The 23,182-nt window shown below is 60.8% G+C and carries 23 protein-coding genes and 1 pseudogene; 6 read left to right on the top strand and 18 right to left on the bottom strand.

Going from position 1 to position 23,182, the window contains the following annotated elements; translation table 11 throughout:
• Positions 1–47: 47 nt before the first annotated feature.
• Entirely contained in the window at positions 48–1,319 is a 1,272-nt protein-coding gene (locus HAP54_RS51350) for an efflux RND transporter periplasmic adaptor subunit (protein ID WP_166308913.1), read from the top strand.
• 31 nt (positions 1,320–1,350) lie between these two features.
• Positions 1,351–3,540, top strand: a complete 2,190-nt coding sequence (locus tag HAP54_RS51345; RefSeq protein ID WP_422653187.1) for an ABC transporter permease — start codon at positions 1,351–1,353, stop codon at positions 3,538–3,540.
• A gap of 20 nt (positions 3,541–3,560) precedes the next feature.
• Here the strand turns inward: HAP54_RS51345 and HAP54_RS51335 are convergent, their stop codons facing one another.
• From HAP54_RS51335 to HAP54_RS51315, 5 genes are all read right to left on the bottom strand, one after another.
• A complete protein-coding gene (locus HAP54_RS51335; RefSeq protein WP_339156994.1) occupies positions 3,561–3,797 on the bottom strand; it encodes a cytochrome c in 237 nt (78 codons plus the stop codon).
• 217 nt (positions 3,798–4,014) lie between these two features.
• A complete protein-coding gene (locus tag HAP54_RS51330; RefSeq protein ID WP_166308910.1) occupies positions 4,015–4,362 on the bottom strand; it encodes a c-type cytochrome in 348 nt (115 codons plus the stop codon).
• 85 nt (positions 4,363–4,447) lie between these two features.
• Positions 4,448–5,134 (bottom strand): hypothetical protein, encoded by a 687-nt coding sequence (locus tag HAP54_RS51325; protein WP_312022728.1) that lies wholly within the window; start codon positions 5,132–5,134, stop codon positions 4,448–4,450.
• A 69-nt stretch (positions 5,135–5,203) separates the two neighbouring features.
• A complete protein-coding gene (locus HAP54_RS51320; protein WP_166308907.1) occupies positions 5,204–5,467 on the bottom strand; it encodes a hypothetical protein in 264 nt (87 codons plus the stop codon).
• Between the two features lie 57 nt (positions 5,468–5,524).
• Positions 5,525–5,815 carry a hypothetical protein gene (locus HAP54_RS51315; protein ID WP_248114205.1) on the bottom strand — a complete coding sequence of 97 codons (291 nt, stop codon included), beginning with the start codon at positions 5,813–5,815 and terminating at the stop codon, positions 5,525–5,527.
• A gap of 292 nt (positions 5,816–6,107) precedes the next feature.
• Here HAP54_RS51315 and HAP54_RS51310 point away from each other — a divergent pair.
• The 4 genes and pseudogenes from HAP54_RS51310 to HAP54_RS51295 form a co-directional block, all read left to right on the top strand.
• Positions 6,108–6,278: pseudogene (locus HAP54_RS51310) on the top strand (cation-transporting P-type ATPase); the annotation flags it as partial.
• Between the two features lie 130 nt (positions 6,279–6,408).
• Entirely contained in the window at positions 6,409–7,695 is a 1,287-nt protein-coding gene (locus HAP54_RS51305; RefSeq protein ID WP_248114206.1) for an HAD-IC family P-type ATPase, read from the top strand.
• A 37-nt stretch (positions 7,696–7,732) separates the two neighbouring features.
• Positions 7,733–8,862 (top strand): IS3-like element ISRj2 family transposase gene (locus HAP54_RS51300; protein WP_166204126.1). Its coding sequence is split into 2 segments (ribosomal slippage): positions 7,733–7,985 and positions 7,985–8,862, totalling 1,131 coding nucleotides; the frame shifts between segments, so codons are not numbered across the junction.
• Positions 8,863–9,041: 179 nt separating this feature from the next.
• Positions 9,042–10,049: an HAD-IC family P-type ATPase gene (locus HAP54_RS51295; RefSeq protein ID WP_339156991.1), complete on the top strand. Its 1,008-nt coding sequence runs from the start codon at positions 9,042–9,044 to the stop codon at positions 10,047–10,049.
• Between the two features lie 364 nt (positions 10,050–10,413).
• Here HAP54_RS51295 and HAP54_RS51290 read toward each other — a convergent pair whose 3' ends face one another.
• The 13 genes from HAP54_RS51290 to HAP54_RS51230 all read right to left on the bottom strand — a co-directional run bounded on the left by HAP54_RS51290 (position 10,414) and on the right by HAP54_RS51230 (position 23,177).
• The gene (locus HAP54_RS51290) at positions 10,414–11,592 is read right to left on the bottom strand and encodes an LPD7 domain-containing protein (RefSeq protein WP_166308904.1); all 1,179 of its coding nucleotides are present in this window, start codon (positions 11,590–11,592) and stop codon (positions 10,414–10,416) included.
• Entirely contained in the window at positions 11,576–13,522 is a 1,947-nt protein-coding gene (locus HAP54_RS51285; RefSeq protein ID WP_166308901.1) for a type IV secretory system conjugative DNA transfer family protein, read from the bottom strand. The genes HAP54_RS51290 and HAP54_RS51285 overlap by 17 nt, the downstream gene beginning before the upstream one ends.
• Positions 13,488–14,519: a P-type DNA transfer ATPase VirB11 gene (gene virB11 / locus HAP54_RS51280; RefSeq protein ID WP_166308898.1), complete on the bottom strand. Its 1,032-nt coding sequence runs from the start codon at positions 14,517–14,519 to the stop codon at positions 13,488–13,490. Before virB11 ends, HAP54_RS51285 begins: the two co-directional genes overlap by 35 nt.
• Positions 14,516–15,661, bottom strand: a complete 1,146-nt coding sequence (gene virB10, locus HAP54_RS51275) for a type IV secretion system protein VirB10 (RefSeq protein WP_166308895.1) — start codon at positions 15,659–15,661, stop codon at positions 14,516–14,518. The genes virB11 and virB10 overlap by 4 nt, the downstream gene beginning before the upstream one ends.
• Positions 15,662–15,671: 10 nt before the next feature.
• Positions 15,672–16,523 (bottom strand): P-type conjugative transfer protein VirB9, encoded by an 852-nt coding sequence (gene virB9, locus HAP54_RS51270; RefSeq protein WP_166308892.1) that lies wholly within the window; start codon positions 16,521–16,523, stop codon positions 15,672–15,674.
• Positions 16,520–17,191 (bottom strand): virB8 family protein, encoded by a 672-nt coding sequence (locus HAP54_RS51265; RefSeq protein WP_166308889.1) that lies wholly within the window; start codon positions 17,189–17,191, stop codon positions 16,520–16,522. Before HAP54_RS51265 ends, virB9 begins: the two co-directional genes overlap by 4 nt.
• A gap of 345 nt (positions 17,192–17,536) precedes the next feature.
• A complete protein-coding gene (locus tag HAP54_RS51260; RefSeq protein ID WP_166308886.1) occupies positions 17,537–18,553 on the bottom strand; it encodes a type IV secretion system protein in 1,017 nt (338 codons plus the stop codon).
• 11 nt (positions 18,554–18,564) lie between these two features.
• Entirely contained in the window at positions 18,565–18,813 is a 249-nt protein-coding gene (locus HAP54_RS51255; RefSeq protein WP_166308883.1) for an EexN family lipoprotein, read from the bottom strand.
• The gene (gene virB5 / locus HAP54_RS51250) at positions 18,810–19,532 is read right to left on the bottom strand and encodes a P-type DNA transfer protein VirB5 (protein WP_166308880.1); all 723 of its coding nucleotides are present in this window, start codon (positions 19,530–19,532) and stop codon (positions 18,810–18,812) included. The genes HAP54_RS51255 and virB5 overlap by 4 nt, the downstream gene beginning before the upstream one ends.
• Positions 19,529–21,895: a VirB4 family type IV secretion/conjugal transfer ATPase gene (locus HAP54_RS51245; protein ID WP_166308877.1), complete on the bottom strand. Its 2,367-nt coding sequence runs from the start codon at positions 21,893–21,895 to the stop codon at positions 19,529–19,531. Before HAP54_RS51245 ends, virB5 begins: the two co-directional genes overlap by 4 nt.
• Positions 21,888–22,226: a type IV secretion system protein VirB3 gene (locus tag HAP54_RS51240; protein WP_166308874.1), complete on the bottom strand. Its 339-nt coding sequence runs from the start codon at positions 22,224–22,226 to the stop codon at positions 21,888–21,890. The genes HAP54_RS51245 and HAP54_RS51240 overlap by 8 nt, the downstream gene beginning before the upstream one ends.
• A complete protein-coding gene (locus HAP54_RS51235; RefSeq protein WP_166309000.1) occupies positions 22,226–22,522 on the bottom strand; it encodes a TrbC/VirB2 family protein in 297 nt (98 codons plus the stop codon). Before HAP54_RS51235 ends, HAP54_RS51240 begins: the two co-directional genes overlap by 1 nt.
• A 76-nt stretch (positions 22,523–22,598) precedes the next feature.
• Positions 22,599–23,177 (bottom strand): lytic transglycosylase domain-containing protein, encoded by a 579-nt coding sequence (locus HAP54_RS51230; protein ID WP_166308871.1) that lies wholly within the window; start codon positions 23,175–23,177, stop codon positions 22,599–22,601.
• Positions 23,178–23,182: the final 5 nt, after the last annotated feature.

Here is a 23,182-nt window from a genome sequence, read left to right as displayed (position 1 = left end):
AGATTTGAACCTCTTCGAGAGCAGTCGTTTCCGTGAGGTTAGGCAAAATGAGCAAACAGTCGGGCCCCAGCGAAACTGGCAATAAAGACACACCGCAAATTGTACCGTTTCCGACGGCCGAGCGCCCGGTTCGGGAGCCGGCGACCCAAAAACGAGGAGCAGCCAGGCATTGGGCTATCGGGGTTGGGCTGGCGCTCGTGCTTGCCGTTGCGACCATTTACGTCTGGTGGTCCGTCGGCAGCAGCCCGGGAATTCGCTACGCGACCGTGCCCGTCGCGATTGGGCCGATCGCCCGCAGCATCAGCGCGACGGGGACCGTCAACCCCGAATTGACGATCATCGTCGGGACCTACGTATCCGGGGTCATCCAGGAACTGAGCTGCGACTACAATACGCAAGTCAAGCGCGGACAGTCCTGCGCCAAAATCGATCCGCGCCCGTATCAGAGCATCGTGGATCAGGGGAAGGCGAACCTCGCCGTCGCGAAAGCGCAGCTGGAGAAGGACAATGCATCGCTGACCTATGCCAGGCTCTCGTTGGGACGTCTTGCGACTCTCGTTCAAACCAACGCCGTATCGAGGGACGCCTACGACAACGCGAAGAACGTGTACGATCAGGCCCTGGCGCAAATCGCATTCGACGAAGCCACCATTCGGCAACGCCAGGCGGTGCTTGACGCGGCGCAGGTCAATCTCGATTACACCAACAGTATCTCGCCGGTGGACGGCACGGTTGTCTCCCGTAACGTGACCATGGGGCAGACCGTTGCAGCGAGCTTCCAGACCCCTACCCTGTTCCTCATCGCGACTGACCTCACCAAGATGCAGGTCGACGCCAATGTCAGCGAAAGCGACATCGGTGGTATCAGGAACGGCAACAAGGCGACGTTTACCGTCGATGCATATTCCAGGCGCGCTTTCGAAGGCCGGGTAACCCAGGTTCGCCAGTCCCCGCAAACGGTGCAGAACGTCGTCACCTACGACGTTGTCGTCAGCGTCGATAACTCCGACCTGGCACTCAAGCCGGGCCTGACGGCCGCGACCCGGATCATCGTCGACCAACGCAGTGGGGTGCTGCGCGTCCCGAACCAGGCGCTCCGTTACGTCCCGACCGGAGCCGCCCTTCCAGAAGGAAAGCAGGCGCGCGTCTGGGTACTCCGCGACGGAGCGCCGGCTCCAATTCAAGTGACGCCGGGGCTCGATGACGACGAGTTCACAGAAATCGTCCAGGGCGAACTCAAGGTCGACGACAAGGTGATTGTGGCCGAACAGCAGAACTCGGCGAACGCACGCTCAGGCGTGCCACGACCAAGACTCTGATTGCGCAGCCACCAAGCCGAGATTGACGACTATGCCGGAGCCGGTCATCAGGATTGAGAAGGTGTCGCGGACATACCACGTCGGCGATATCGATGTTTACGCGCTTCGCGACGTCAGCGTGACCGTCGAACACGGCGAGTTCATCGCCATCATGGGCGCGTCCGGATCGGGCAAGTCGACGTTGATGTCGGTCCTTGGTTGCCTGGATCAGCCTACCGGCGGCCGCTACTGGTTCGATGGCATCGACGTTGCGCAGCTTGCCGAGCCGGACCTCGCCGGGCTGCGAAGCGAGCGGCTTGGCTTCGTGTTTCAGAGCTTCAATCTGCTGCCGCGCACCAGCGCTATCGACAATGTTGCCTTGCCTCTTCTATACACGATGTCCGGTCAGGCCCATGCGCGCACGCGCTTCGATCGGGCGCGTGCCGCCCTGGACAAACTCGGCTTGCGCGACCGCGAGCGCAATACGCCAGGCCAGCTATCGGGCGGACAGCAGCAGCGGGTTGCGATCGCGCGCGCCCTGATCAACCGGCCGAGCCTGCTGCTGGCCGATGAACCGACCGGCAATCTCGATACCCGCAACTCGCACGAGATCATGCAGACGCTCAGCTCGCTCAATCGCGAGCAAGGCGTCACCATCATCGTGGTTACGCATGAGGCCGACGTTGCGGCTTTTGCCGATCGCGTGCTGACCATGCGCGACGGCCAGATTATCTCGGATGTGAAAAATACGCCACGCGACAAGCCGCCTCGGACCACAATGCTGGCGGCCCGGGCGGCGAGCGATCAAGCCTTTCCCTCCGAGCCGACAGCCCCGCAGCGCTATGGCGGATTGTCGGGAGCATCATGGCCGTTTGCCTGGATGGTGATGACGGCAGCAGCAGAGGCGATCTGGCGCAACAAGATGCGCTCGGCGCTGACCATGCTCGGGGTCTTCATTGGCGTCGCCGCATTGATCGTCATGGTGTCCGTCGGCCAGGGGGCCAATGAGGCGGTCCGCAAGGAGATCGCAAGGCTCGGTACCAACCTCGTTGTCATACTGCCGGGGGCCGCCACCAGCGGAGGCGCCCGTGGCGGATCAGGAAGCGCCTCGACGCTGACCGTCGCGGATGTCCATGCGATCCGGCGAGAGGCGCCTGCCGCTGGCGAGGTGAGTTACCTCATCCGCCAGTCCGGGCAGATCCGGTTTTCAAACCAGAACTGGACCACCGGCATCCAGGGAGTGAGTTCCAATTACCCGCCGATGACGAACTGGCAGATCGCAGCCGGACGGGCCATCACACCGGACGATGAGCGCAGCGCGGCATTGGTCGCCGTGCTCGGCGAGACCGTGCGCCGACAATTGTTCGGCACTTCTCAGAATCCGATCGGCGCAATCGTGCAGGCCAGAGGGGTTTCGTTGCGGGTGGTTGGGATCCTCGACACCAAGGGGCAGACGTCCTTTGGGCAGGACCAGGACGATCTGATCATGGTTCCCTTCACGACGGCCGAACGCAAGATTCTCGGCGTTGCGTCCCCGAGTCAGCAGCAAACGGCCATCAACTGGATCTACCCGACGCCGCCAAACCCTTACGGCCTCCAACCTCGCTTGATCGGGTTCGTGAACCAGATTTATGTGCAGGCGGTAGATCAGACCAGCATCCAGACGGCTATCAGCCAGGCAACCGACATCCTGGCACGCCGCCACCATATCAGGCCCGGCACCAGCAACGAGTTTTCCGTGAGGAATCTCAGTCAGATCGCGGAAACCGCGGAGGGCAGCAGCCGCATCATGGCGCTTCTGTTGGCCGCGGTGGCGTCGATATCGCTTGTGGTCGGCGGCATCGGCATCATGAACATCCTGCTCGTCTCCGTGACTGAACGGACGCGGGAGATCGGGTTACGGATGGCGGATGGCGATTGGCGCACGAAGGTTGCATGTCCTCCTGCAGTTTCTTGCCGAAGCGATATTCATCAGCGTCAGCGGCGGCATCGTCGGAATTCTCATCGGAGCGGCCCTCTCCCTTGCTATTTCGGCCCTCACCGGCTGGCCGGCACCTATATCGCTCGCCGCGATTGCCGGAGGGTTCTTGTTCTCGGCGGCTGTTGGCATCTTCTTCGGCTACTACCCCGCGCGCAAGGCCGCCCGGCTCAATCCGATCGAAGCGCTGCGCTACGAGTAACGGAAGACCATCGACGCCCCGCAGGGTTGCGCCCGGTAGCGGCGGTTTCAAGGGTAACTTAAGTCAGTGAGATGCACCGCCGCTATGGCTTTGACTTGCTGGAATGCCGAATTGATCTGAGATAGTTGACTGCCGCATCAGCATCACGTCGGCTAAACTTGAAGGTCGGCATGTCGCGGTGAATAGTGCTTAAGCCGTCTTCTAGTCGTTGTCCGAAATCACTGTCATAAAGCTTGTTCTCTCCGAAGGTTCGAAACGGAGGTGCGTCCGTGTGCGGGCTCCGCCCCGTTGCGCCCACCGCGTGGCATCGCCCACACATTGTTTCGAGCATAGACTTTGCCCGCTGGTGTTCGCGATCTACCGCATAACTGGCTTCAACCGAGGCGCAGGTCATGAGAAAAGCGAGACAGTATCTCTTCATGGAAAGCCTCTGGGAAACCAGGTTTTTGACCATGTCAAACCGGTAGAGGGGTCAATTCGCTCACGACAGAAACGTCTGAAGTGCTGGCGGACGTGAGGTGCCATTCGGAAACGTGTCAGCTGGGCGGCAAGGTAGAGTAATAGATCACCAGCTGATCGATCTCCCGGTCTGACAAGTCGCGGGCGATCGATTTCATGTCGGGGTGTTTGCGCTTGCCGGATCGAAAAGCCAAAAGTGGCTCGCGAATATAGATACTCGTTTGTCCGGCGAGATTTGGCTTTTCAACATCGCCCCCGGTGCCATTTATGCCGTGACAGGGGGTACATACCTCAACAATTGCAGGCGGATTACTTGTTTGGGCACTCGCGATCCCGACGAGTGGGCCAAGGCAGAGCAATATGACCATCGCAGCTGCGTAATATGACTCTCGATTGGTCAACCGCACGAACTCATCCCATATCACGGCACAGTGCGCCCTTCCCCACCACGAGCAACCCCGCCAAAGACCGCCAAGCTCGAGCGGTCCTTGGAAAGGCCAGTTGTCTTGATCAGGCGGCTCGCTTGAACTGCTCCCGCAGCGCCTGATTGGCGCGATCGAAAGTAGCCCGTGTTTCTGTTAGAGCGGCCGTCAGTACGGACCAGGACTGGGTCCCCGCCTCATTCAGCTTCAGGAGCTTTGCCTCCGCGGCGACGGCATCTGCCTTCATGCGCTTCAGGGCGGCGTCGATTTCGTCCCGACGTTCAGCAGCGAATTCGTTGGCAGCGGAGCCAAGTTTGTCGGCCGCTTCGCGCCAGGCGTTCAGTTGGGCGGCGGCCTGAAGTTTAAACGTCGCCTGCTGTTGTTCGACTTGCTTGACGAAGCTCTCGATATATTTCCTTGCTTCGGTCTCAAAGGAACTCCACTCAGTCTCCAGTTGCGCCTGCGCGCTGATCCAGGCGGCCTCATTCGGTTCCGACTGTTTCTTGACAATGTTCCGAAAGTCATCGCGTTTTTTGCGCAGAATCGTGAGAACCTTGTCCGCGCTATCGCGGGCGTCGGCTTGCACTTCAGCGACTTTGCTCTCAAGTGAGGTCAACGTCGCGTCCATTTCATCGAGGCGCTCCTTGGCCCAATTCACATAGAAGTGGATGTTGCTTTGTGTAGACATTTGCGCATCTCCGTGGATTTCCAAGCGTTTTATTGCCCAGATTATCGAATACCATGTTGCCATGCGCCACTGCTTGATGTGGGTCAAGCACAACTCTTGCGGCACATTGGTGCCGGCTTTGGAGATCTAAGGAGCTCCGAAACTCAACATCCATAACTAATCTTCGGATGGCAGGCTGCTACGCTCATCAAAGAGAGCCCTCAGCAAGCGCCATAATTCGCGATGGCCGGCGGTCTGCCCGCCTTGCGTTAGGTAATCCGCAATATCCATAGCGGTCGTCTGATAACCGACCGTGCCGCCAATGCTGGCCTCCAAATGGGCTATCTCGCGCTCGACATACAGCTTCTTGTTGTCCGTATCGAATACCAGGCAACAGCGATCGGCATGGGTGATTTCCGGTCCATTTACCTGTCGATACAATTCTCGCTTTAGGAGAGCCATACTCCCTCCCGATGATGTTCCTGATAGTTTAGTGGACTAGCTCAACAGAGTTCGGCTCTTTTTGGCAGCGTCGTAGATTTCGATCTGGAGCATCGGATAGGCCGACTTCAGCTTCCGGCTTGATGCTTCAGCGGCGGCCATTGTGTCAAACTCCGACTTGAAATGGCCGTCGACGATCACCACGAAACCTTCGGTAGGAGGTCTATCGGCTCGTAGTGCCTTTTTCACCTCCGGCTCATCAATTGAGAGGACTGGCTTTTTCATCGGGACCACCGTCGAATTGCGGTCTATCGTTGATGCCCTCAAAGACAGCCGCGCTGCCTTCATTTAGCTCACGCTTGGAGATTGCCCGCAATCTTATGACGCGACTTTGCTCAAGATCAATATCAAAGGCATTTGGCGCAGTAGTTTGCAGGAGCATCTTGCCGAGCGACGCCTCAAAGGCAGTGTTCCGGTTCCATGCTGGGGACCCGTGCGGCAACTCCGGGTGGGTCCCGCTTGTTTCGATCGCCGCCTGGCATCGTAGCCATTTACCGCGACCGCAGCACAGACTGGCTTGGGCGCTTGGAACAAGTCGTCAAAGAATTGCCGCGGCGTCCGTTATGGATTGGAATGGTGAATGAGCGGTCCATGCCTTGATAGCCCCTACTGGAGCCGGGACGCTGTTGCGCTGATGACCTCGTTGGGATCGGGTCCCGGTGGCCTTTCTTCGGAGAAAGCCATCGCGCAGCTACGCCTAGTGGGTCCCAACGTCGTTGAAGAATCATCCCGCCTGAGCGCGCTTCGTTTGTTTCTGCGGCAATTCGAGAGCCCGCTCGTTCTCATTCTGATATTCGCCGCGGCGATCTCGCTGGTGCTGCAACAGTGGGTGGACTCGACCATCATTTCTGGCGATCGTGCTCGGAAGCACCCTGCTCGGCTTGTTCCAGGAGTACCGCGCGTCGACGGCGGTCGAGGAACTGAAACGCCGCTTGGCGATGACATGCCGCGTCCTGCGGGACGGTGTCGAACTGGCTGTGCCCGTCAGCACCATCGTACCCGGCGATATCATCCTGCTGTCAGCAGGTAATTTGATTCCGGCCGATGGCCTCGTAATCGAGGCGGTGGATTTCTTGGTGAATGAAGCCAGCATGACAGGCGAGTCATTTCCTGTCGAAAAACAGCCTGGGATCATAAAGCCGGAGGCGGCTGTTTCTGCCAGGACGAATGCAGTCTTTCTAGGCACCTCGGTCCAAAGCGGCACGGCGAAGATTGTTGTCGTCGAAACCGGTCTCCGGACCGTGTTTGGCGCAATCGCGGCACGGCTTAAAACCCGCGAGCCCGAGACGGATTTCGGGCGGGGCGTGCGTCAGTTCGGATACCTTCTAATCCGCGCGATGGTCATCATTGTTCTATTCGTCCTGACCGTAAATCTGCTTCTCGGTCGTCCGGTGATTGAGTCCCTGCTGTTTGCCGTCGCGCTCGCCGTCGGTCTGTCGCCCGAGTTGTTGCCGGCGATCGTCAGTGTGACCCTGTCCGCGGGGGCCCGGGCCATGGGCCGGCGCGGCGTCATCGTCCGCCGCCTGGAGGCCATCGAGAATCTCGGCAGCATGGATATCCTGTGCACCGACAAGACCGGCACGCTGACCGAGGGCACCATCGTTCTCAACGGTGTGCTGGACGCGAACAATCGGCCAGCCGACGAAGTCAGCAAGTTTGCCTTCCTCAACGCGGCGTTCGAGACCGGCATCGAAAATCCGCTCGATGCCGCGATCGTGGCCGCGGGCAGAACCACGGGCTTGACGACGCAGGGTTTTGCCAAAATCGACGAAATCCCCTACGACTTCGTTCGCCGCCGGCTGACCATCGTGGTCGCGGAAGACGGCAATCAGACCCAGCATCTCATCGTCACCAAGGGTGCTTTTTCCAATGTGCTCGATATCTGCTCGTCGTTCGAACGCGATGCCGTCGATATCCCCCTTACGAGCGCATTGCGCACCGAACTTGGTGCGGTCTTTGAGGCCAAGGGGACCGAGGGATTCCGGGTCCTGGCCGTGGCTACACGCAGGGTCGCGGCCGAGCCACATTATGGGCGCGATCAAGAGCACGACATGACGTTCCGCGGATTTTTGATTTTCTCCGACCCACCCAAAGCCGAGGCGCAGCGCACGATCCACAGAGCTGGCTCCGCAAATTCGGACAGTAGCTTGAGTGGATTTTCTGCCTGACAGCGGCGAGGATTCTTGCTGCGAATCAGGAGCGAAGATGACGAAGAAGAGCCGCCGGATGCATTCTCCGGCATTCAAGGCGAAGGTTGCTTTGGCTGCGGTCAAAGGCGACAAGACGCTGGCGGAGCTGGCGCAACTGTTTGATGTTCATCCGAACCAGATCACGATCTGGAAAAACCAGCTCCTGGAAGGCGCCGCCGGCGTGTTTGGGCATGACAAGGCGTCGGCCGAGACGCCGGTCGATTTGAAGGCGTTACATGCCAAGATCGGCGAGCTGGCGTTGGAAAACGATTTTTTGTCCGGCGCGCTCACCAAGGCGGGCCTGCTGAGCGCAAAGCGATGATCGACCGCGGTCATGATCTTTCTATCGTGCGCCAGGCGAAGGTCCTGAAGCTGGCTCGCAGCACGGTCTACTATGAACCTCGGCCAGTTTCGGCCGAGGACCTTGCCTTGATGCGTCGGCTCGATGAGCTGCATCTCGATTATCCCTTCGCGGGAGCGCGTATGCAGCGATCGTTGCTGCGGCGGGAGGGCGTATACGCCGGTCGCCGCCACATCGCGACGCTGATGAAGCGCATGGGGATCGAGGCGGTCTATCGTCGCCCGAACACGAGTAAGCCGGCACCGGGTCACAAGATCTACCCGTACCTGTTGCGCGGATTGAAGATCGAGCGGCCCGACCAGGCGTGGGCAATGGACATCACCTACATTCCGATGCGGCGTGGCTTCGTCTATCTCGCGGCGGTCGTCGATGTGTTCAGCCGACGGGTCCTGGCCCATCGCGTCTCGATCACAATGGAGGCGGCCTTCTGCGTCGAAGCGGTCCAGGAGGCGTTGGCGAAGCACGGCAGGCCCGAGATTTTCAACACGGACCAGGGCAGCCAGTTCACCAGCCTCGAGTTCACCGATGTGCTGCTGGACGCGAAGATCGCCATCAGCATGGACGGCAAGGGCGCCTGGCGCGACAACGTGTTTGTCGAGCGGCTCTGGCGCACGGTCAAATACGAAGAAGTTTATCTCCGCGCCTACGACAGCGTGTCCGAGGCGCGAGCGTCAATTGCCAAGTATCTGGCCTTCTACAATCAGGGACGCCCTCACTCGAGCCTTGACGGGCGCACGCCCGACGAGGCTTACTTCGGCACGCAAGCTATGGTGATGGCCGCATGACCGTCGCCGACGATTTTGTCGTCGCTCTGGTCGGGCTACGCCCTCCCGACGCAACGACAAAATCGTAAGGCCCCGCGTTCAGCATAACCCGGCAGGAATCCACTTAAATCCCGCGGGGCGCTGTCCAAACAACCGGCGCCAGCTCTCACGACCTCGCGCAGCTCGGCATTCGCATCAAGGTGATTAGCGGAGACAACCGCCATGTGACGGCACATTTGGCCAAGGCCGTTGGTCTCAATCCGAAGTCGATGCTAACCGGCGAGGCCCTGGGTAAATTCAGGGATGAGGCGTTATGGCATCTGGCGCCACGCACCGACCTTTTCGTTGAGATCGATCCCCAACAGAAAGAGCGGATTGTCCGCGCCTTGCAGAAAACCGGGCACTCGGTCGGATATCTCGGCGACGGCATCAACGACGCGCCGGCCCTGCATGCAGCCGATGTCGGCATCTCGGTTGAGGGGGCCGTGGATGTCGCGCGCGAGAGCGCCGACATTATCCTGTTGAGCCGCGATCTCGATTGCTTGCGCAGCGGCGTCGAGGATGGAAGGCGGACCGTCGCCAACACGCTCAAATATATTTCGATCACCACCAGCGCGAACTTCGGAAACATGCTGAGCATGGCGCTGGCCGCGCCGCTGCTTCCGTTCCTGCCGCTGGCGGCCAAGCAGATCCTGCTGAACAATTTTCTTTCCGACGTGCCGTCGATTGCAATCTCAAGCGACAACGTCGATCCTGACCGCTTACTTCTGCCTCAGCGCTGGAATATCAAGAATGTCAGGCGTTTCATGATCGTCTTTGGACTGATCAGCTCGGTCTTCGATCTCGTAACATTTTCGGCGCTGCTGCTTGTTTTTCACGCCGACCAGCCGACGTTTCAAACGTTTTGGTTCATCGTCTCGGTGCTGACCGAACTCGCCGTTGTGCTTATCCTGCGAACGCAGAGACCGGCTTTTCGAAGCAGGCCCAGTCGCCTGCTGTTATGGACCACGCTTGTAGTTGCCACCGGGACACTCGCGATTCCGTTCCTCGGCCCCTTGAGTTCGATTGTTGGCTTTGTGCCTTTATCGGCTCTCCAGATGAGCACAGTCCTCGCGATCGTCGTTGGCTACATTGCCGCGACGGAAGGAGCCAAGGCTTGGTTCTACGACCGAAAGTCCATGCGGAAGCAACCATTCCAGCATGGATGAAGACCGCCGTTGACACCATGAACAGGCAAATCTCTGTTGGCAAGTATCCGGTGTAGGTCTCCGGAGGCGTGCAGTTACACCTGGAGACCACGCCTCGCATCGTTGGAGGAAATTGCTCAGGACGCTGAAGCGTGACGAGATCGGAACGACTTGCCGAACGCGCGCTTTGCGCGCTAAAATCGCCGTTCGTTCGGGGATGGTCTCGCGCTCCACAGGCGCGGCTGACTAGGGCAATTTCTCATCACCCAGAGCTCTCAGAGCGTTCACGATAACGGCGACGTCGATTGCCTCCTGGATCAGCATGTTGGAGCCTTAATCACACCGGGCTATGACTGACGTCAAGCCGGAAAGATAGATTGCGCATTCAGCGGCCACGCTCCTGCATTCTCATGCGCTCGCCGCTCCGGCTTTGTCGGACCTCTTCCTTGTCGCGTCCCGGTTGATGACGATCTCGAACGGGTTCTATGACCGTCGCCGGCGCAAACGAATGCCCCTTCTCGATGTGTTGGGCGATGCGCTCCTTGACAGCATCCGCGACACGCCGACGTGCGTGCTCGTCCTTTGGGAACGCGCGTTCTAGGAGCTTCTCTAAGGCTACAATTTGCGACTGTGCCGCGACAAGGTCCGGATCTCGAGCGGCAGTCTGCCGATCTGCCGCGCGAAACCTCTCCGCCGTCACCCGCCAACGGTTGCGAGGCACCTGCCGCCGCTCAATACGCGCACTCCCGCTTGCCGCATCGATGACCTTAATATCTTTGGCGACGCGTTCGACACCATCCCTGCGCACTTGGATGCGATCGCCAGGCCCTGCCCCGCTATCGGCGGTCGCCTTTTCAAGCCCCACGCCCCACACTTGATGTTGCCGGCCGTTGTCGAGCTCCACGACCACATAGGTGGATGTCTCGGCACCGTCATGATTGCGATAGGGTGCCCGGCCGACCTCGATCAAGCGTCCTGAGACACCTCTGTCGTAGTCAAGTCGTTCCCCGCGCCGGTCTTTGTCAGAACCCGAACGAACCTCCACCTCGTGCGTATGGGGATGTGTTCGGTTCGAGGCTTCCTGCCGATCGGAGAGTGCCTGCCGATCGAGATCAGTCGGCTGATAACCCTGGACTTCGATACCGCGCGCGCCGGCTTCAAGCCATGCCTCGCGCCGGAATTTCGCGGAGCCGCGGACGTGGAGGGCCTCCCATTGTCGATGTTGCACCACGCTGACCATGTCGCGGATCACCTCGGCGGCGACCAGCCGCGTGACCAGGCGATCTTCTGTGACTTTAAATGCGAGATACTCGCCCCGCGCATCCGCATAAAGCCGCGCTTCGCCATCCGGCGCATCTCTTCCCGACGCGTTGGCCACCACATAGTATTTGCGGCGGATACGATCCGGGAAGGCATTGTCCTGGCCCGTCGCGGAGGATGGCTGGTCGGTCGGCGCTGACCTGGCTGCAGTGTCGTCACCCCCCTTGTCTCTATTGGAATCGCGCCGGGCGCGACCTTGCCGTTCGAGACTGAAGTCCTCGCTATCGTCACGCGTGTCGTTCATGCTGCGGCTCGTTTTTCTTGCGGCCGGACCGTCGCGCCGGCGGGATGGCTTGGGCATCGATATAGCTCAGAGTCCAGGCCTTCATGTCATCCTCCGAGAGACCTTCGAGGTCGACATTCACGTCCCCAAAGTCGAATGAGGCATTCGCGGGAATCGTGGAGGGGTCGGCCACCTCCTCATCGGTCATGGGCCGCGCCCGGAACACCGCTCGAAGTTCAGCGACCTCGGAACGGAGTTCCTTGATTTCGGCATCAAGCAGCGCGTTTGAGCGTCCCTTGGGCAATTCTGGCACCGGCGCTGGCAGCAATCGCTGCAGGAATGCCTTGTCCTCGTAATAGATGATCTTATCCGCAATGATGGGTGGAATTCCGGTGCCGAGGATGAAGGCCTTGGATTTCGGAAGAAGTTTGAGCTCTTGGGGAAGCATCAGAGCGCGGCGGTGTTCGGAGATGGTCTCGCTGGTCGAGCGCATCGCGAGACCCTTCGGACCGCTGCGGCTGCGCGCTTTCACGGTGTCGTAGCCGATGCGCTCCGAGAGCTCATTGGCCACGTCCTGCTCCTTCGGTGCAAATACCACCTCAATGGCGTGGTTGGTCGTGAAGTTGCGGGCGGCGTCGATCCCGTAGATCGCGCGCAACTGCGCCGGGCTCTGCACGACGGTGAGAAGGCGGATGCCGTATCCGGCGATGAAGGCGACCGATTTTGCCAGCACATTGACATTGCCCAGTGCCGGAAATTCGTCGAGCAACAGCAGCACTTTGCGACTGAGTGTGGGGTTCTGTTCCGGCAGTTCGCGGGTATTGAGATCGACCACCTGCTGAAAAAACAGATTCAGCAGCGGCGCCATGCGATCGAGATTATCAGGCGTCACCCCGAGATAGATCGACATGGGACGCCGCCTCAGCTGCCGCAGGTCGAAATCGTTGGTCGAGGTTGCGGCATCGATGCGGGGATTGAGCCAGAGGCCGAGTCGGGCCGTCACCGTCTTGCGGACCGAGTTCAATGTGTTCTCGGAGGCGGCGAGGAAATCGTTCAGCGCCGTGATGCAGTACCGCGACAGCGGTGAAGGACCTGCCTTGCGGTCTGTGATGACTTTGTCAAAGTGAGTCTTGAGATCCTGGGTCGCCGACAGCTGACGCAGGATCTCGCCGATCGTCAATGGCAAGCCTGGCGTCTCCGCGACATAGCCGCCGATCGCCACAAAGGACGAACGAGCCGCCTCGAACCAGAACGGATCGCCGCGGCTTTCGGCCGGAAACAACATGACCGCGATGCGCTGCAGATCGTCATAGAGGTCGGCAGGATCGCTGCGCACATAGCCCAGTGGATTGTAGCGCGCGGTGCGACCGTTTTCGTCGAGGGGATCGAACAAATGGACCTCCTGCCCGTGGGCGGCGCGAAAGCCGGCGGAGCGATCCCAGTTCTCCTTCTTGACGTCGAGCGCAACGACTGAATCCGGCCAATTGAGCAGGTTTGGAATGACATAGCCGACGCCCTTCCCGGCGCGGGTTGGGGCGTAGAGGAGAACGTGTTCCGATCCGCCGAAGCAGAGCATGGCACCATCTTTGCGGCCGAGCAGCAGACCCTCCCTGGATCGCAGGCCGGCAGCCTTGATCTCGCGCTCGGAAGCGAAACGGGCGTTGCCGTGAAGGGGAAGCGGACGGTGCCGGAGGATGGCGCCGAGCAGGCCAAAGACCACAACCACACCGGCGAGGGTCGACAGCGTCAGCCAGCGGTCGAAACGCGGGTCGGCGCCATAACGCGGCCAGCCTGTGGCGATCTCCAACCAGTGAAAGCCGCCATCATGGAGCCTGAGGCCGAGCAGCAGAATGTTTGAGGCGACAAGCAGAAATATTGCGCCGGCACCGAGCGCAAGCGCCGTGCCCAGCGCCGCCTTAACGGGCGTGGTCGCGTTTGCGAACGGGGTCATAGTAGAGTTCCGAAATACGGTAGCGGCCGCCCCGCTTCTGCATCTGGACGACAACGTCGACCAGATGCAGCAACAGCGAACGGATATCGTCGCGATGAAGGTCACGTCCCTCCGCACTCTCCTTGACCAGCAAGGTCATTTGTTCGAAGGCAAGGCGGGCGCTGTCCGCGTGAACTGTCGTGATCGATCCCGGGTGCCCCGAATTCACATTTCTGAGATAAAAGAAGGCGGTGCCGTCGCGCAGCTCCTGCAGCAGGATGCGGTCGGGCCGCATGCGCAAGGACGATTCCAGCAGTTCGCGGGGGCCGGTTCTGGCAACGCCCTGCCCGTCCTTGGCATAGAGCAGCCGGACGCAATTCTGATGCGGGAGGACGAGCTCGGCGGTGTCTTCAATGGTGATCAGCCGTTCATGCGCTGGGATCGCCGCAATCAGCGCCTTGGACAGAGTGGTCTTGCCCGAACCGGTCGCCCCCGAGATCAGGATATTGCGGCGGGTGCGCACCGCAAGCTCGAGGAACTCGCGCCAGTGGCCGGCTTCTTTCAGGGCGATCAATCGGTGTTCATCGGGGTCAAGCTCGTCGCCAACGGAGCGGACCTCGTCGAACAGCCTTACCCGCTCGAGAGAGTCCAGGTTCATGGTCAGCGTCGAGGGCTTGCGGATCGTAAGGCTGACCGTGCCGGCCGGGACCGCTGGCGTTACCACGATCTGACATCGCTCTTCACCGATCAAGCTGGTCGACACAACAGGGTGTTCCGGACCGATATCTTGAAGCGTGAGGCCTGCAGCAGCGGTCGCAAGATGCGAGAGGTAAGGGTACGTGAGGGTGGCTGCTTCATGCCGGGTCCAACCGTCAGGCCCTTCCACAAAAATCTCGCCGGGACGGTTGACGACGATTTCGGTCAGGGTGTTATCCGCCAGGTACGGTGCCAGCGGTTCGAGGTAGCGCGCCAGCACCAGGCGGCCGCCATCGCGCTCGATAGAGGTGACCGCGCTCATTTCGTCACCACAGCCGGCCCGACGATGGCTCCGGGGACGGTACGGTCGAAAATCTGGGTGCGGGTTTCGATCCGTTTGAGTTGATAGACCGAGGAGAAATCGAGATCGCGCGCCACAAAGATATTGACGAGTTCGCCCTGATTCTTGTTCAGGGTCGGTGGGATGTTGATCGACTGCTCAACGGCGATACCGGCCGCGGTGTTGGTGGCGCCAGTGGTATTATTCACCTGGATCGAGCTGTCTTGCAGTTGCTGGCGCCCGATCGAGGAGGCGTCGTTGACGATCGACAGCAACAGCGCTGAACCGAACCGCTCCCAGAAATGGGTGTCGATATCGCCGTCGAAGCCGGCACGGCCCAGCGCATCCGTGGCAGGCGAGGCCAGTGCCACGATGACGCCCGTCGGCGTCTTGGCGCGGGTCCACAGCACGAACATGCGTTTTGAGCCGCGCCGTACATTGCCGCGATATTCGCCGACCACCTGCGTGCCCTTTTCCATGAGCACCACGTTGCCAGAATCCGACATCACGTCGCGCAGCACGACGCAGGAGACAAAACCGGCCACATCCGACGACATCGCGGTCTCCAACACGCACGGGATCGATGTGCCCTGGGTGACCACGAGATTGCGATTGGGAAGCCGCGCTGCGCGCACACCCTCAATCGGCGTGGGTTTCAGCTTGTCGGCAAGTTCGTTGCGTGGCTCGGCCCGCCCAAAACCATAGGGATCGATGGGAACACTTCCGGTCACGCCGTCGCGGGTCGGTCGCCCCGATGCGATCGGCCGGTTATAGGCCAGCACCGGCGCGCGCCGCGCGCTTTCCAGCATCTGATCCGGTGCGGGCGTGGGGGCCGCTGGTGGGGCTGAGATTGGCGCGACCGGAATGGACGCTGTTGTGATTGGCGCGGAAGGTAGCTCCGCGACGGGCTCGAATGCCGCCGCCTGGCGGATCATGAGCTTGCGGGCGGAATCGGTGACCGGCTTGTCGCCTTTCCAGGTGCCCCAGATGATGAGGAAGGCAAAGGCCGTGAGCGCGAGCGCGCCGAAGCCGCGCTTGAGCATCGCTGTTCGACCATTGTCTCCTCCTCCCACCGGGGTAATGCCGCGGTCGCCGGCAAGCGTCTCATTCTCAAGCTCGGTCATGCTGCGCTCGCTATTGTGCTTTGCGGGTTGGAGGTGACTTCTTCGCCCGCCGCTCGATCGAGGGGCTTGTGGTGTTGGTGCCGGGATTGACGCCTACGGCATCGAACGCTTCATTGAAGATGCAGAGCACGATGTCGCCCTTGCGCAGTCGAAACTCGCGTGCCGTGGCGTGGACCACCACGAGCTCGCTGCGGACATCCTTAGGGACCAGACTTTCCGATCCGTCCGAGTTGATCAGGTAGATCGCCGGGATCTCGCGATTGCCAGCGAAGCGGAACGTGGTCTCCTTGCCATCGTCGAAGACGGCTTCCGGTTCGAGGTCGATCGAGCCCTGAGCCGAAAACCGCCAGTTGCGCGCGCCATAGGCATGATGCAGGTCAAAAGTCTGCTCGATTAGCGCGCCTTCCCGCTCGGCGCCGCGGGCGGCCGCCTCAGCGCGCCGACGCTCGATCTCGTCACCGGGATAGGCGAAGCGGACGACAAAGTAACTGTCCGCCAGCGTGGTCTCGGCGATCGACAACTCGAACTGATAGGAGCGTTTGCGCCCGTCGGGGCGGGTGGTGACGACCTGCAGGTTGGTCGGTGAATGTTTTTCACGCGGCTTTAGGAACAGGATCGAACCTGCCGGTGCGACCTCCCATGCGACCGCGTCACCGATCGCGACATGGGCGACCTCCTCATCGTCGGAAAACACGACCTGGGTCGAAGCCCGAATCACGCCGTTGACCTGGACCACATTGGCGGGGTCATAGGTCACGGTGCGCACGCGCGCGTCGCGTTGACCCGGTGCGGGCTGCTGCAGTGCCAGCACGGGTCCTGCAAATCCGAGGGCTAAAGTCATCAAGAGCACGAAACGTTTCATGGCAGCACCTCCGGGTCGGCCCGGTATTCCGAAACCAGAAAGCCGAGTGGATTGATCAGACGGTCGGCGGAGGACATCGGCGCGTTGGCGTAAGAGAACGTCAGGGTCGAGACCCAATGGGTGACGCGGGTTTCCTCACCCTTGCGGCTTTCCTTCATGAAACGCACCGACGCGACATTGTCGGCCAACAGCGAAATCGCCTTGATACGCACCGTCGCGATCCCGAAACGGCCTTGAACGACCTGTGGGCTTTCGGGATTGGAGCCGCGGTACCAGGCTGCGAAACGAGCCTGTTCGCCCTGCCCCGAGAGCAAGGAAATCGTGCGAAAGTTAGTTTCGGCTTCCGGATAGCTGTAACCTTCCCGCGCGCGCACGTAGCGCCCAAGAAAAAATTTGGTGACGGCTTCGTCGTAGCGCGCCGGCGTCGAATTGAGGGCGGCGACGGTGTCCACAATGCCGGTGGCACTATCGACTCGGATGACGAATGGCTCGACCGTCTTCAGCGGCGCAAGTGCAGCGACCGCGCCGACCGAGGCCACCGCCAAAGCGCAGGCGCCCGCGGCAATCACCCACGCTATTCGCCGCGAGCGATGGGCCGAGAGCAACAGATCCTGTTCCCATCGCCGCGCATTATCGAAGTAGGCTTTCAGGTCATCATGCCCGATCATCTCACGCCTCCTTGCCGCAGGCGCGATAAGAGGCCGCAATGTCGATCCCGCGGCCGGATGCGGCGAGATGAACGGAGGGCGCTGGGGGGCTACTTTCACCCTTGCGGATAATTGGTGCGGATGGCGGAACTGGCGGCTCCGGTGTTGCCAACGGCGCCCCGGATTCCCAATCCCACAACGAGCGATTAAGCGGCCGCCGAGCCAGGCCGTCGCAAGACGGCGGCCCCTTGGACCATATTGCGCAGCCGCCAAGCTGCCATGCGATGACGCAAATGATGAATAGTCGACGCCACATCGTTCTGATGCCCCTGTTATTCTCTGTCGCCTGATGCCGGCGACTATTGCTTACGCGGCCGTAGTCCCCTGCGAGCGTGTGCGCCGCATGCTGCCGCCCTGCCGGCTAGCTCTCATCGCCGCGAGACCCCGGCTGGCCGACCAGCGCGCGCCGGCGTATGCTCCGCCAGCGGCGGCTGTCGCATTGGCAATTAACGGGCTCGTCACCAGCCGGCTCGCCAGCGAGGCGCCGCCCCCGGCGAGACCGCCCGCGACGATCGGCAAATGAAGCGCGATGTATCCGGACAGACCGAGCACCGCGCTGATGGCGACCGCGGCCAGCACCATCTCGCCCGCCGTTCCCGCGTTTGTCGCGAACCTGTCGATGAAGCCGGTGACGGTGGTTAGCATCAGCCCGACCAGAGCGACCACCAGCACCAGCAGGATCACGAAATTGGCGACCTGCCGAAGCCACGCTTCTGTAAACGGGCGGGTCGCCTCAAATAGTCCCAGCGCAATGAAGACCGGGCCGAGCGCGATCACGACGCCGAGACCAACTTTGGCGTAGAGCAGGATGGCGAATTGCAGAAACGACCCGACAGCCACAAAGACCAGGAGAATGGCCGCAATCAGTGCGGGCGCGATGTTGGTCAGGCCAGCCTGGTCGTAGATCTTGTTGGCTACGTCAATACCTTTGGACAGAAGCTGATCGAACGGAGCTCCGGAACTGGTATTCAGTCCAGAGCCCGCCAACGCATTGCCGATTTCCTTCGGCAAAGAGTCGAAGAACAATCCCGTCACGTACTGTTGGAATGTGCTCGAGTTCGTCGCTAGCAACACCACGACCACGACCACGACCACGACCACGACCACGACCACGATCCGCATCGCCCGCCAGGCGAATTCCATGATCGGCTCGGAAATCGCTCCCCGCATCACGGCAAAACCGTAAAGGATAACGTAGAGCATCACGGCAGTACGCAGCGGACCATCGATGTAGGAGGCAAGATTCGAAGCCGAGGTCGACACGAATGCCGTGATCGGTTGCTCGAACTCTTTCAAGAAGCTGTCGAAGACGTTAACGGCCATCGCGGCGATCCTTATTTCAGGGCGTCTTTCATCTCTTGGACGGTGACCTTGTTGCGGGCTTCATTGGCGTTGACGCAATTTGGCGTCTTTGCGAGTTGGCCCGGGTTGTCGCGGCACGCTTTGAGAGCCACCGCAAGCTCGTCGCGATGTTCAAAAAACCAGCTGACTGTTTTCGGCGGATGACTGGTGTCGGCCTCGTTGCAGCCCGTGAGGCTGATTGTTGCGGCAAGCAACACTAGAATAGAAGTCATCGTTTTCATTGCAGGGCTGCCTTGATCTCATCGACGAGTTGTCGCTGTTTCTCCCGCTCCCGCTGTGCGTCCATATCGGTGCGGGCCTGCTGGATCATTGCCAGACCCTGCATCCGGAGCACGTCGTTCTGCAGCAGCGCCTGTTCGGCCTGCAGCCGCGCGGACAGATCGAGGATCTCCTTGGCGTCGGTTGCCGAGCTGATGCGGGTTCTGAGTTCCTCAAGTGCATCGACGCGCTGCGAGGCGGTGTCGTACACCGCCTGGCCCATGGAGTGCTTGGCGCCAGTCTGCCGGGCGATCCGGTCGAGCTCGCTCTCGTAATACGAATTGCCGCTATTGCCGGCATAGGCGCGATTTTGATTGAGATACTGGTTGATCGAATTCGCAAAAATGCCGCTGCCCTGCCCCGCGACCAGCTTTTCGATAACGGCAAACTGTTGCGGCAACACTTTGCGAAACTGTGGCGTGTTTAAGAGCGCTCCGATGTCGTTGGCATTGGTCCGTTTGTTGAAGCTGTCATAAAGCTGCTTGGCCTGGTTCAATTGGTCCTGTGCGACCTTGAGCTGCGACGTCAGGGTGTCGACCTGCTTCTTCAGTTCCGTCAGTTGCTCAAATTGCCGCGCAAACACGCTTGGGTCGAACACAATCTCCGCTCCTCCCGGAGATGCCGTCAGAAGCGTCACAACTGACACGGACGCGAACATCGCCGAAATACGCTGACGCATCATCGGACTTTCCTCCGCTCTGCGTGAAATACCCGCAACCATTGGGCCGGATCGTCGCCGATCTCGGAGCGAATGCGGTCGAGGAGCTCGACGGTTTCGGTGCGCCCGGAAAGCACCGCGAGCGCGTCGTCGAACCCGCCGAGATCTAGTTCCGCCACCACCGAGTTGTGGCCTTGCTTGACAAGGAAGCGCCGGCTTTCGGGAGAGAGCTCCTCCTTGATCAGGCGGAACTCCGTGTCGGTCAGGTGAAACCCGTCGACATAGTCCGAGCGCGTTCCCCGCGCGTTCGGCAGGAAGATTTGCGTCGGGCACTGTTCGACAATGGTGTGCGCGATCGGGGAGCCCAGCGCATCGCGCGGAGACTGCGTGCCGAACACCATCACACCGTTCTGCTTGCGGATGGTTTTCAGCTTGTTGTTGGCGAGATCACGAAATGCTTCGTCGCCAAGCGCTTTCCAGAACTCGTCGATGTCGATGATCAGGCGCCGGCCGTCGATCAGGCGCTCAACGCGATGAAACAGATACATCATCAGCGGCGTGCGTACGGTGGGATGATCCAGCAGGTCGGTCATGTCAAAACCAATGAACCGGGCGTCAAGGCCGATGGCGTCGTGATCGCCATCGAGCACCCAGCCGAATGGAGCTCCCCGGCACCATCGCTCGAGCCGCGCACCAATGCCCTCGCGATCTTGCTGGCCGAGAAAAGCCCGTAATGCCCCGAATGAGCGCTCCGCCTGCCGCAGTTGACCGAGCGCTCGCAACCCGGAATCGATGCGCTCCTCCTCGATCACGGTCAGCGGGCGGTCGTCCGGCGTGACGAGTTTCCGGACCAGTTCGCCCAGGAAGGAAAGATTGGCTGGCGTCAGATCCAGGGCCTTGAGTGGCGCGCACCCGGTCGGGGCGCCGTTATGGAGGGTCAGATAGGTGCCACCGGCGGCGCGGACGAAAATCTCGGCGCCACGGTCCTTGTCGAAGAAAACGTAGGACGCGCCGAGCCGCTCGGCCTGCGACAGCAGGAAGTTCTGCACGACGGTTTTGCCGGACCCCGAGGGGCCGCAGATGAAGGTATTGCCGAGATCGCCATGATGAAAGGAAAAATAGAAAGGCGAGCCGGACGCGGTCTTGAGCATCGCGACCGCCGGCCCCCAATGGTTGCCAGCTGGCTGTCCTGTGGGATAGGTGTGGAAGGGAGAGAACGCCGCGAAAATCCGCGAGTTGATCGCGCCGGTGCGTGCCCGGTATTTGAACAGCCCCGGAAGCTGCGCCCAATAGGCTGCCTCGAGTCCAAGATCTTCCCTGGCGACCACCGCACCCGCATCGGCCAGCGCGCGCCTTGCCACGCTCATGTGTTCCTGCAGCTGCGAAGGCGTACCGGCGTAGACCAGGAGCGAGAGGTGATGCTCGCCAAGCACGAACCGGTTGGATTCGAGATCGTCGAGCGCATCGGAGAGTTCGTCGATCTGCGAGGCAGCCGGGTCCTGAGCCGAGACCAACTGGTTCTGCTTGCGCGTCAGAACCGTCTTGGCATCGGCCGTCGCCAAAAACGCGAACGATTGCGTGACAACGAGTTCAAATGGCGCAGAAAGCAGCGCGTTCAACAGGCCAGGCCGGGTGGACGCCGGATATTCCTTGAGTCCGAACATGCCAGCGAACCGCGATCCGCCGGCTCCGCGGATTTCCAGAGCCTCGCGGCCGAAGATGACACGGTTTGAATAGAGCGCGGAGCCGATCGGGCCTTGGGGCAGTGGCATCGGCATCCATTCCCCGGAGGCGAGCGCGTGGAGCAACTCCATCGGTTCTGAGAAGGTGATGCCGCCGCGCTCAACCAATCCCACCGCACAGGCGCCGTAGCGGTCGAGCGCCGCGACGATGTCTCGCGTTGCATCGTCAAGCCGCTTCAGGGCCTCGCGGTCGACCTCGACAGAGTGCCCGGCGCTTCGGCCAAGGCGCCTGAAGAACGCGGCCGCCGTATCCGTCGCCGCGCGCCCTGGATGACACACCAGCGTCAGATAGAGATCGTTGCGAAACAGCGCTTCCTTGTGAAGCTGTTCGCGATATTGTGCGTCAAGTTCCGCCGCAAAGCTCGATTGGAAGGCGCCGTCCGGATAGACCGACGTTCGGCGGCGTACCAAATGGGTCCAGACCGCCAGCCGCGGATCTGCAATATTACGCAGGGTAAGAGTTAGTTTGCTATGAAGATCGTTCAGATCTGAGATCTCGGCAGTCTCGAACGAAGTGCCGTCGATCTGGATCACCGTCAGCAGGGCACGTGTTGTAAGACTGATCACCGTAGCAGTGACATGCCGGCCGAACGGCAGGTAGACATCGGGCTCGATCTCCAGGGTTTTAAGCGTTGCATTACGCATGACCGAGGTCCCTCGTTCGATATCGCCGGACGAGGGTGAGCGGCGTGCAGGACGATCCGCCCCAGAACGTGGCGTTGCGTGCACGCCCTCGGGTTTCGATCCAGGCGAGCAGAATCCGGAACATGTTGGGGTCGTGGCGGCAGATGATGCGACAGAGGCCATGGATCGGAATCGCGACCAGGCCGTAGACGATGCTCCCGGCTGCCAGGAACAGGATGCAGGAAAATATCACGTTGAGCGCCATCGCTTCCATGGTGACCCCGGCAACCATGGCAGGACGCGTGCAGGCGAGGAACAAGGTGTCCTCCGTGAGACGCGTGGCCTCGATCATTAGCGACCTCCGGTCAACGTGGAGACAACCTCGGAGGCGCCGAACGTGATGGCGACGCCGAGCACGACATAGGCAGCCTTGCGCAGATCGAGATAGCCGAACATCCAGGCGATGCCGACGATGATGACCGCCAGGGTCGCCAGCAGGCGCGCGACGTTGCCGGTCAACATCGTGACAATGTTCTGGAGCACGCCCTCGATGTTCGCGGTCTGCGCCAGGGCGGGCTCGATCAAGGCGATACTGAGGACGGCCCCCATGCAAAGGAGGGCAGCAGAGTGTTTAAGAGAAGAAGTCATGACATGGCCCCGATTGGTATGCAGCCGGATCGGCCCGGACCGCGATGTTGAGTTGAGACGAAAACAATGATGTTCCTCATCGGTCATAGACGAAGGCTGAGGAGCCCAGTCCTGCCCGATAGACGTCCCAGCTCGGATGCTCACTGACAGAGGGTGCTGGTATGTTGATTGTCGGCGCCCTGACGCCCGTGGAGCTGTCGGCACCGGCGGACGCCATCGGCTGGGTACGAGGCTCCGGCGTTGTGCTGGGAGCCCTCGCGGCGAAACTCACAACAACACGGGCAATCGCCTGGTCGCAGTCTGCGCTTTTCATGCTCGCTGACTGCAGTCGCGCGTCAAACAATTTGCCAAGGCCTGCGATATGCTTGTACGCGTCGAATGTCGTGGTAGCCGTCAGGCCGGCCTGCTTTGTTTCCCTGGCATCAAGTTGAGCGAGTCCGGTCCGGACCTGCTGGCCGGCGGCGATGGCCTCGGTCGAGAGCTGGATCGCTTCGTCACGGTTGGTTGCCTGAATCGGAATCGGTTTCCGCCCCTCAATCGTGATGAGCAGCGGCTCGAACGAGCTCGCCTGCCGCACAATCGCCGTCAGCGGCCGGACCAGGTCCGGCCTCGGGGCGCACTGTTCGACCAGAACGGCAAATGCAGCAGGATCCATTGTTG

The sequence above is a fragment of the Bradyrhizobium sp. 2S1 genome, from assembly GCF_011516625.5.
GTDB lineage: Bacteria > Pseudomonadota > Alphaproteobacteria > Rhizobiales > Xanthobacteraceae > Bradyrhizobium > Bradyrhizobium septentrionale.
Note: the sequence above shows the minus strand (reverse complement) of the source record. Positions and strands in the feature narration are given on the sequence as shown.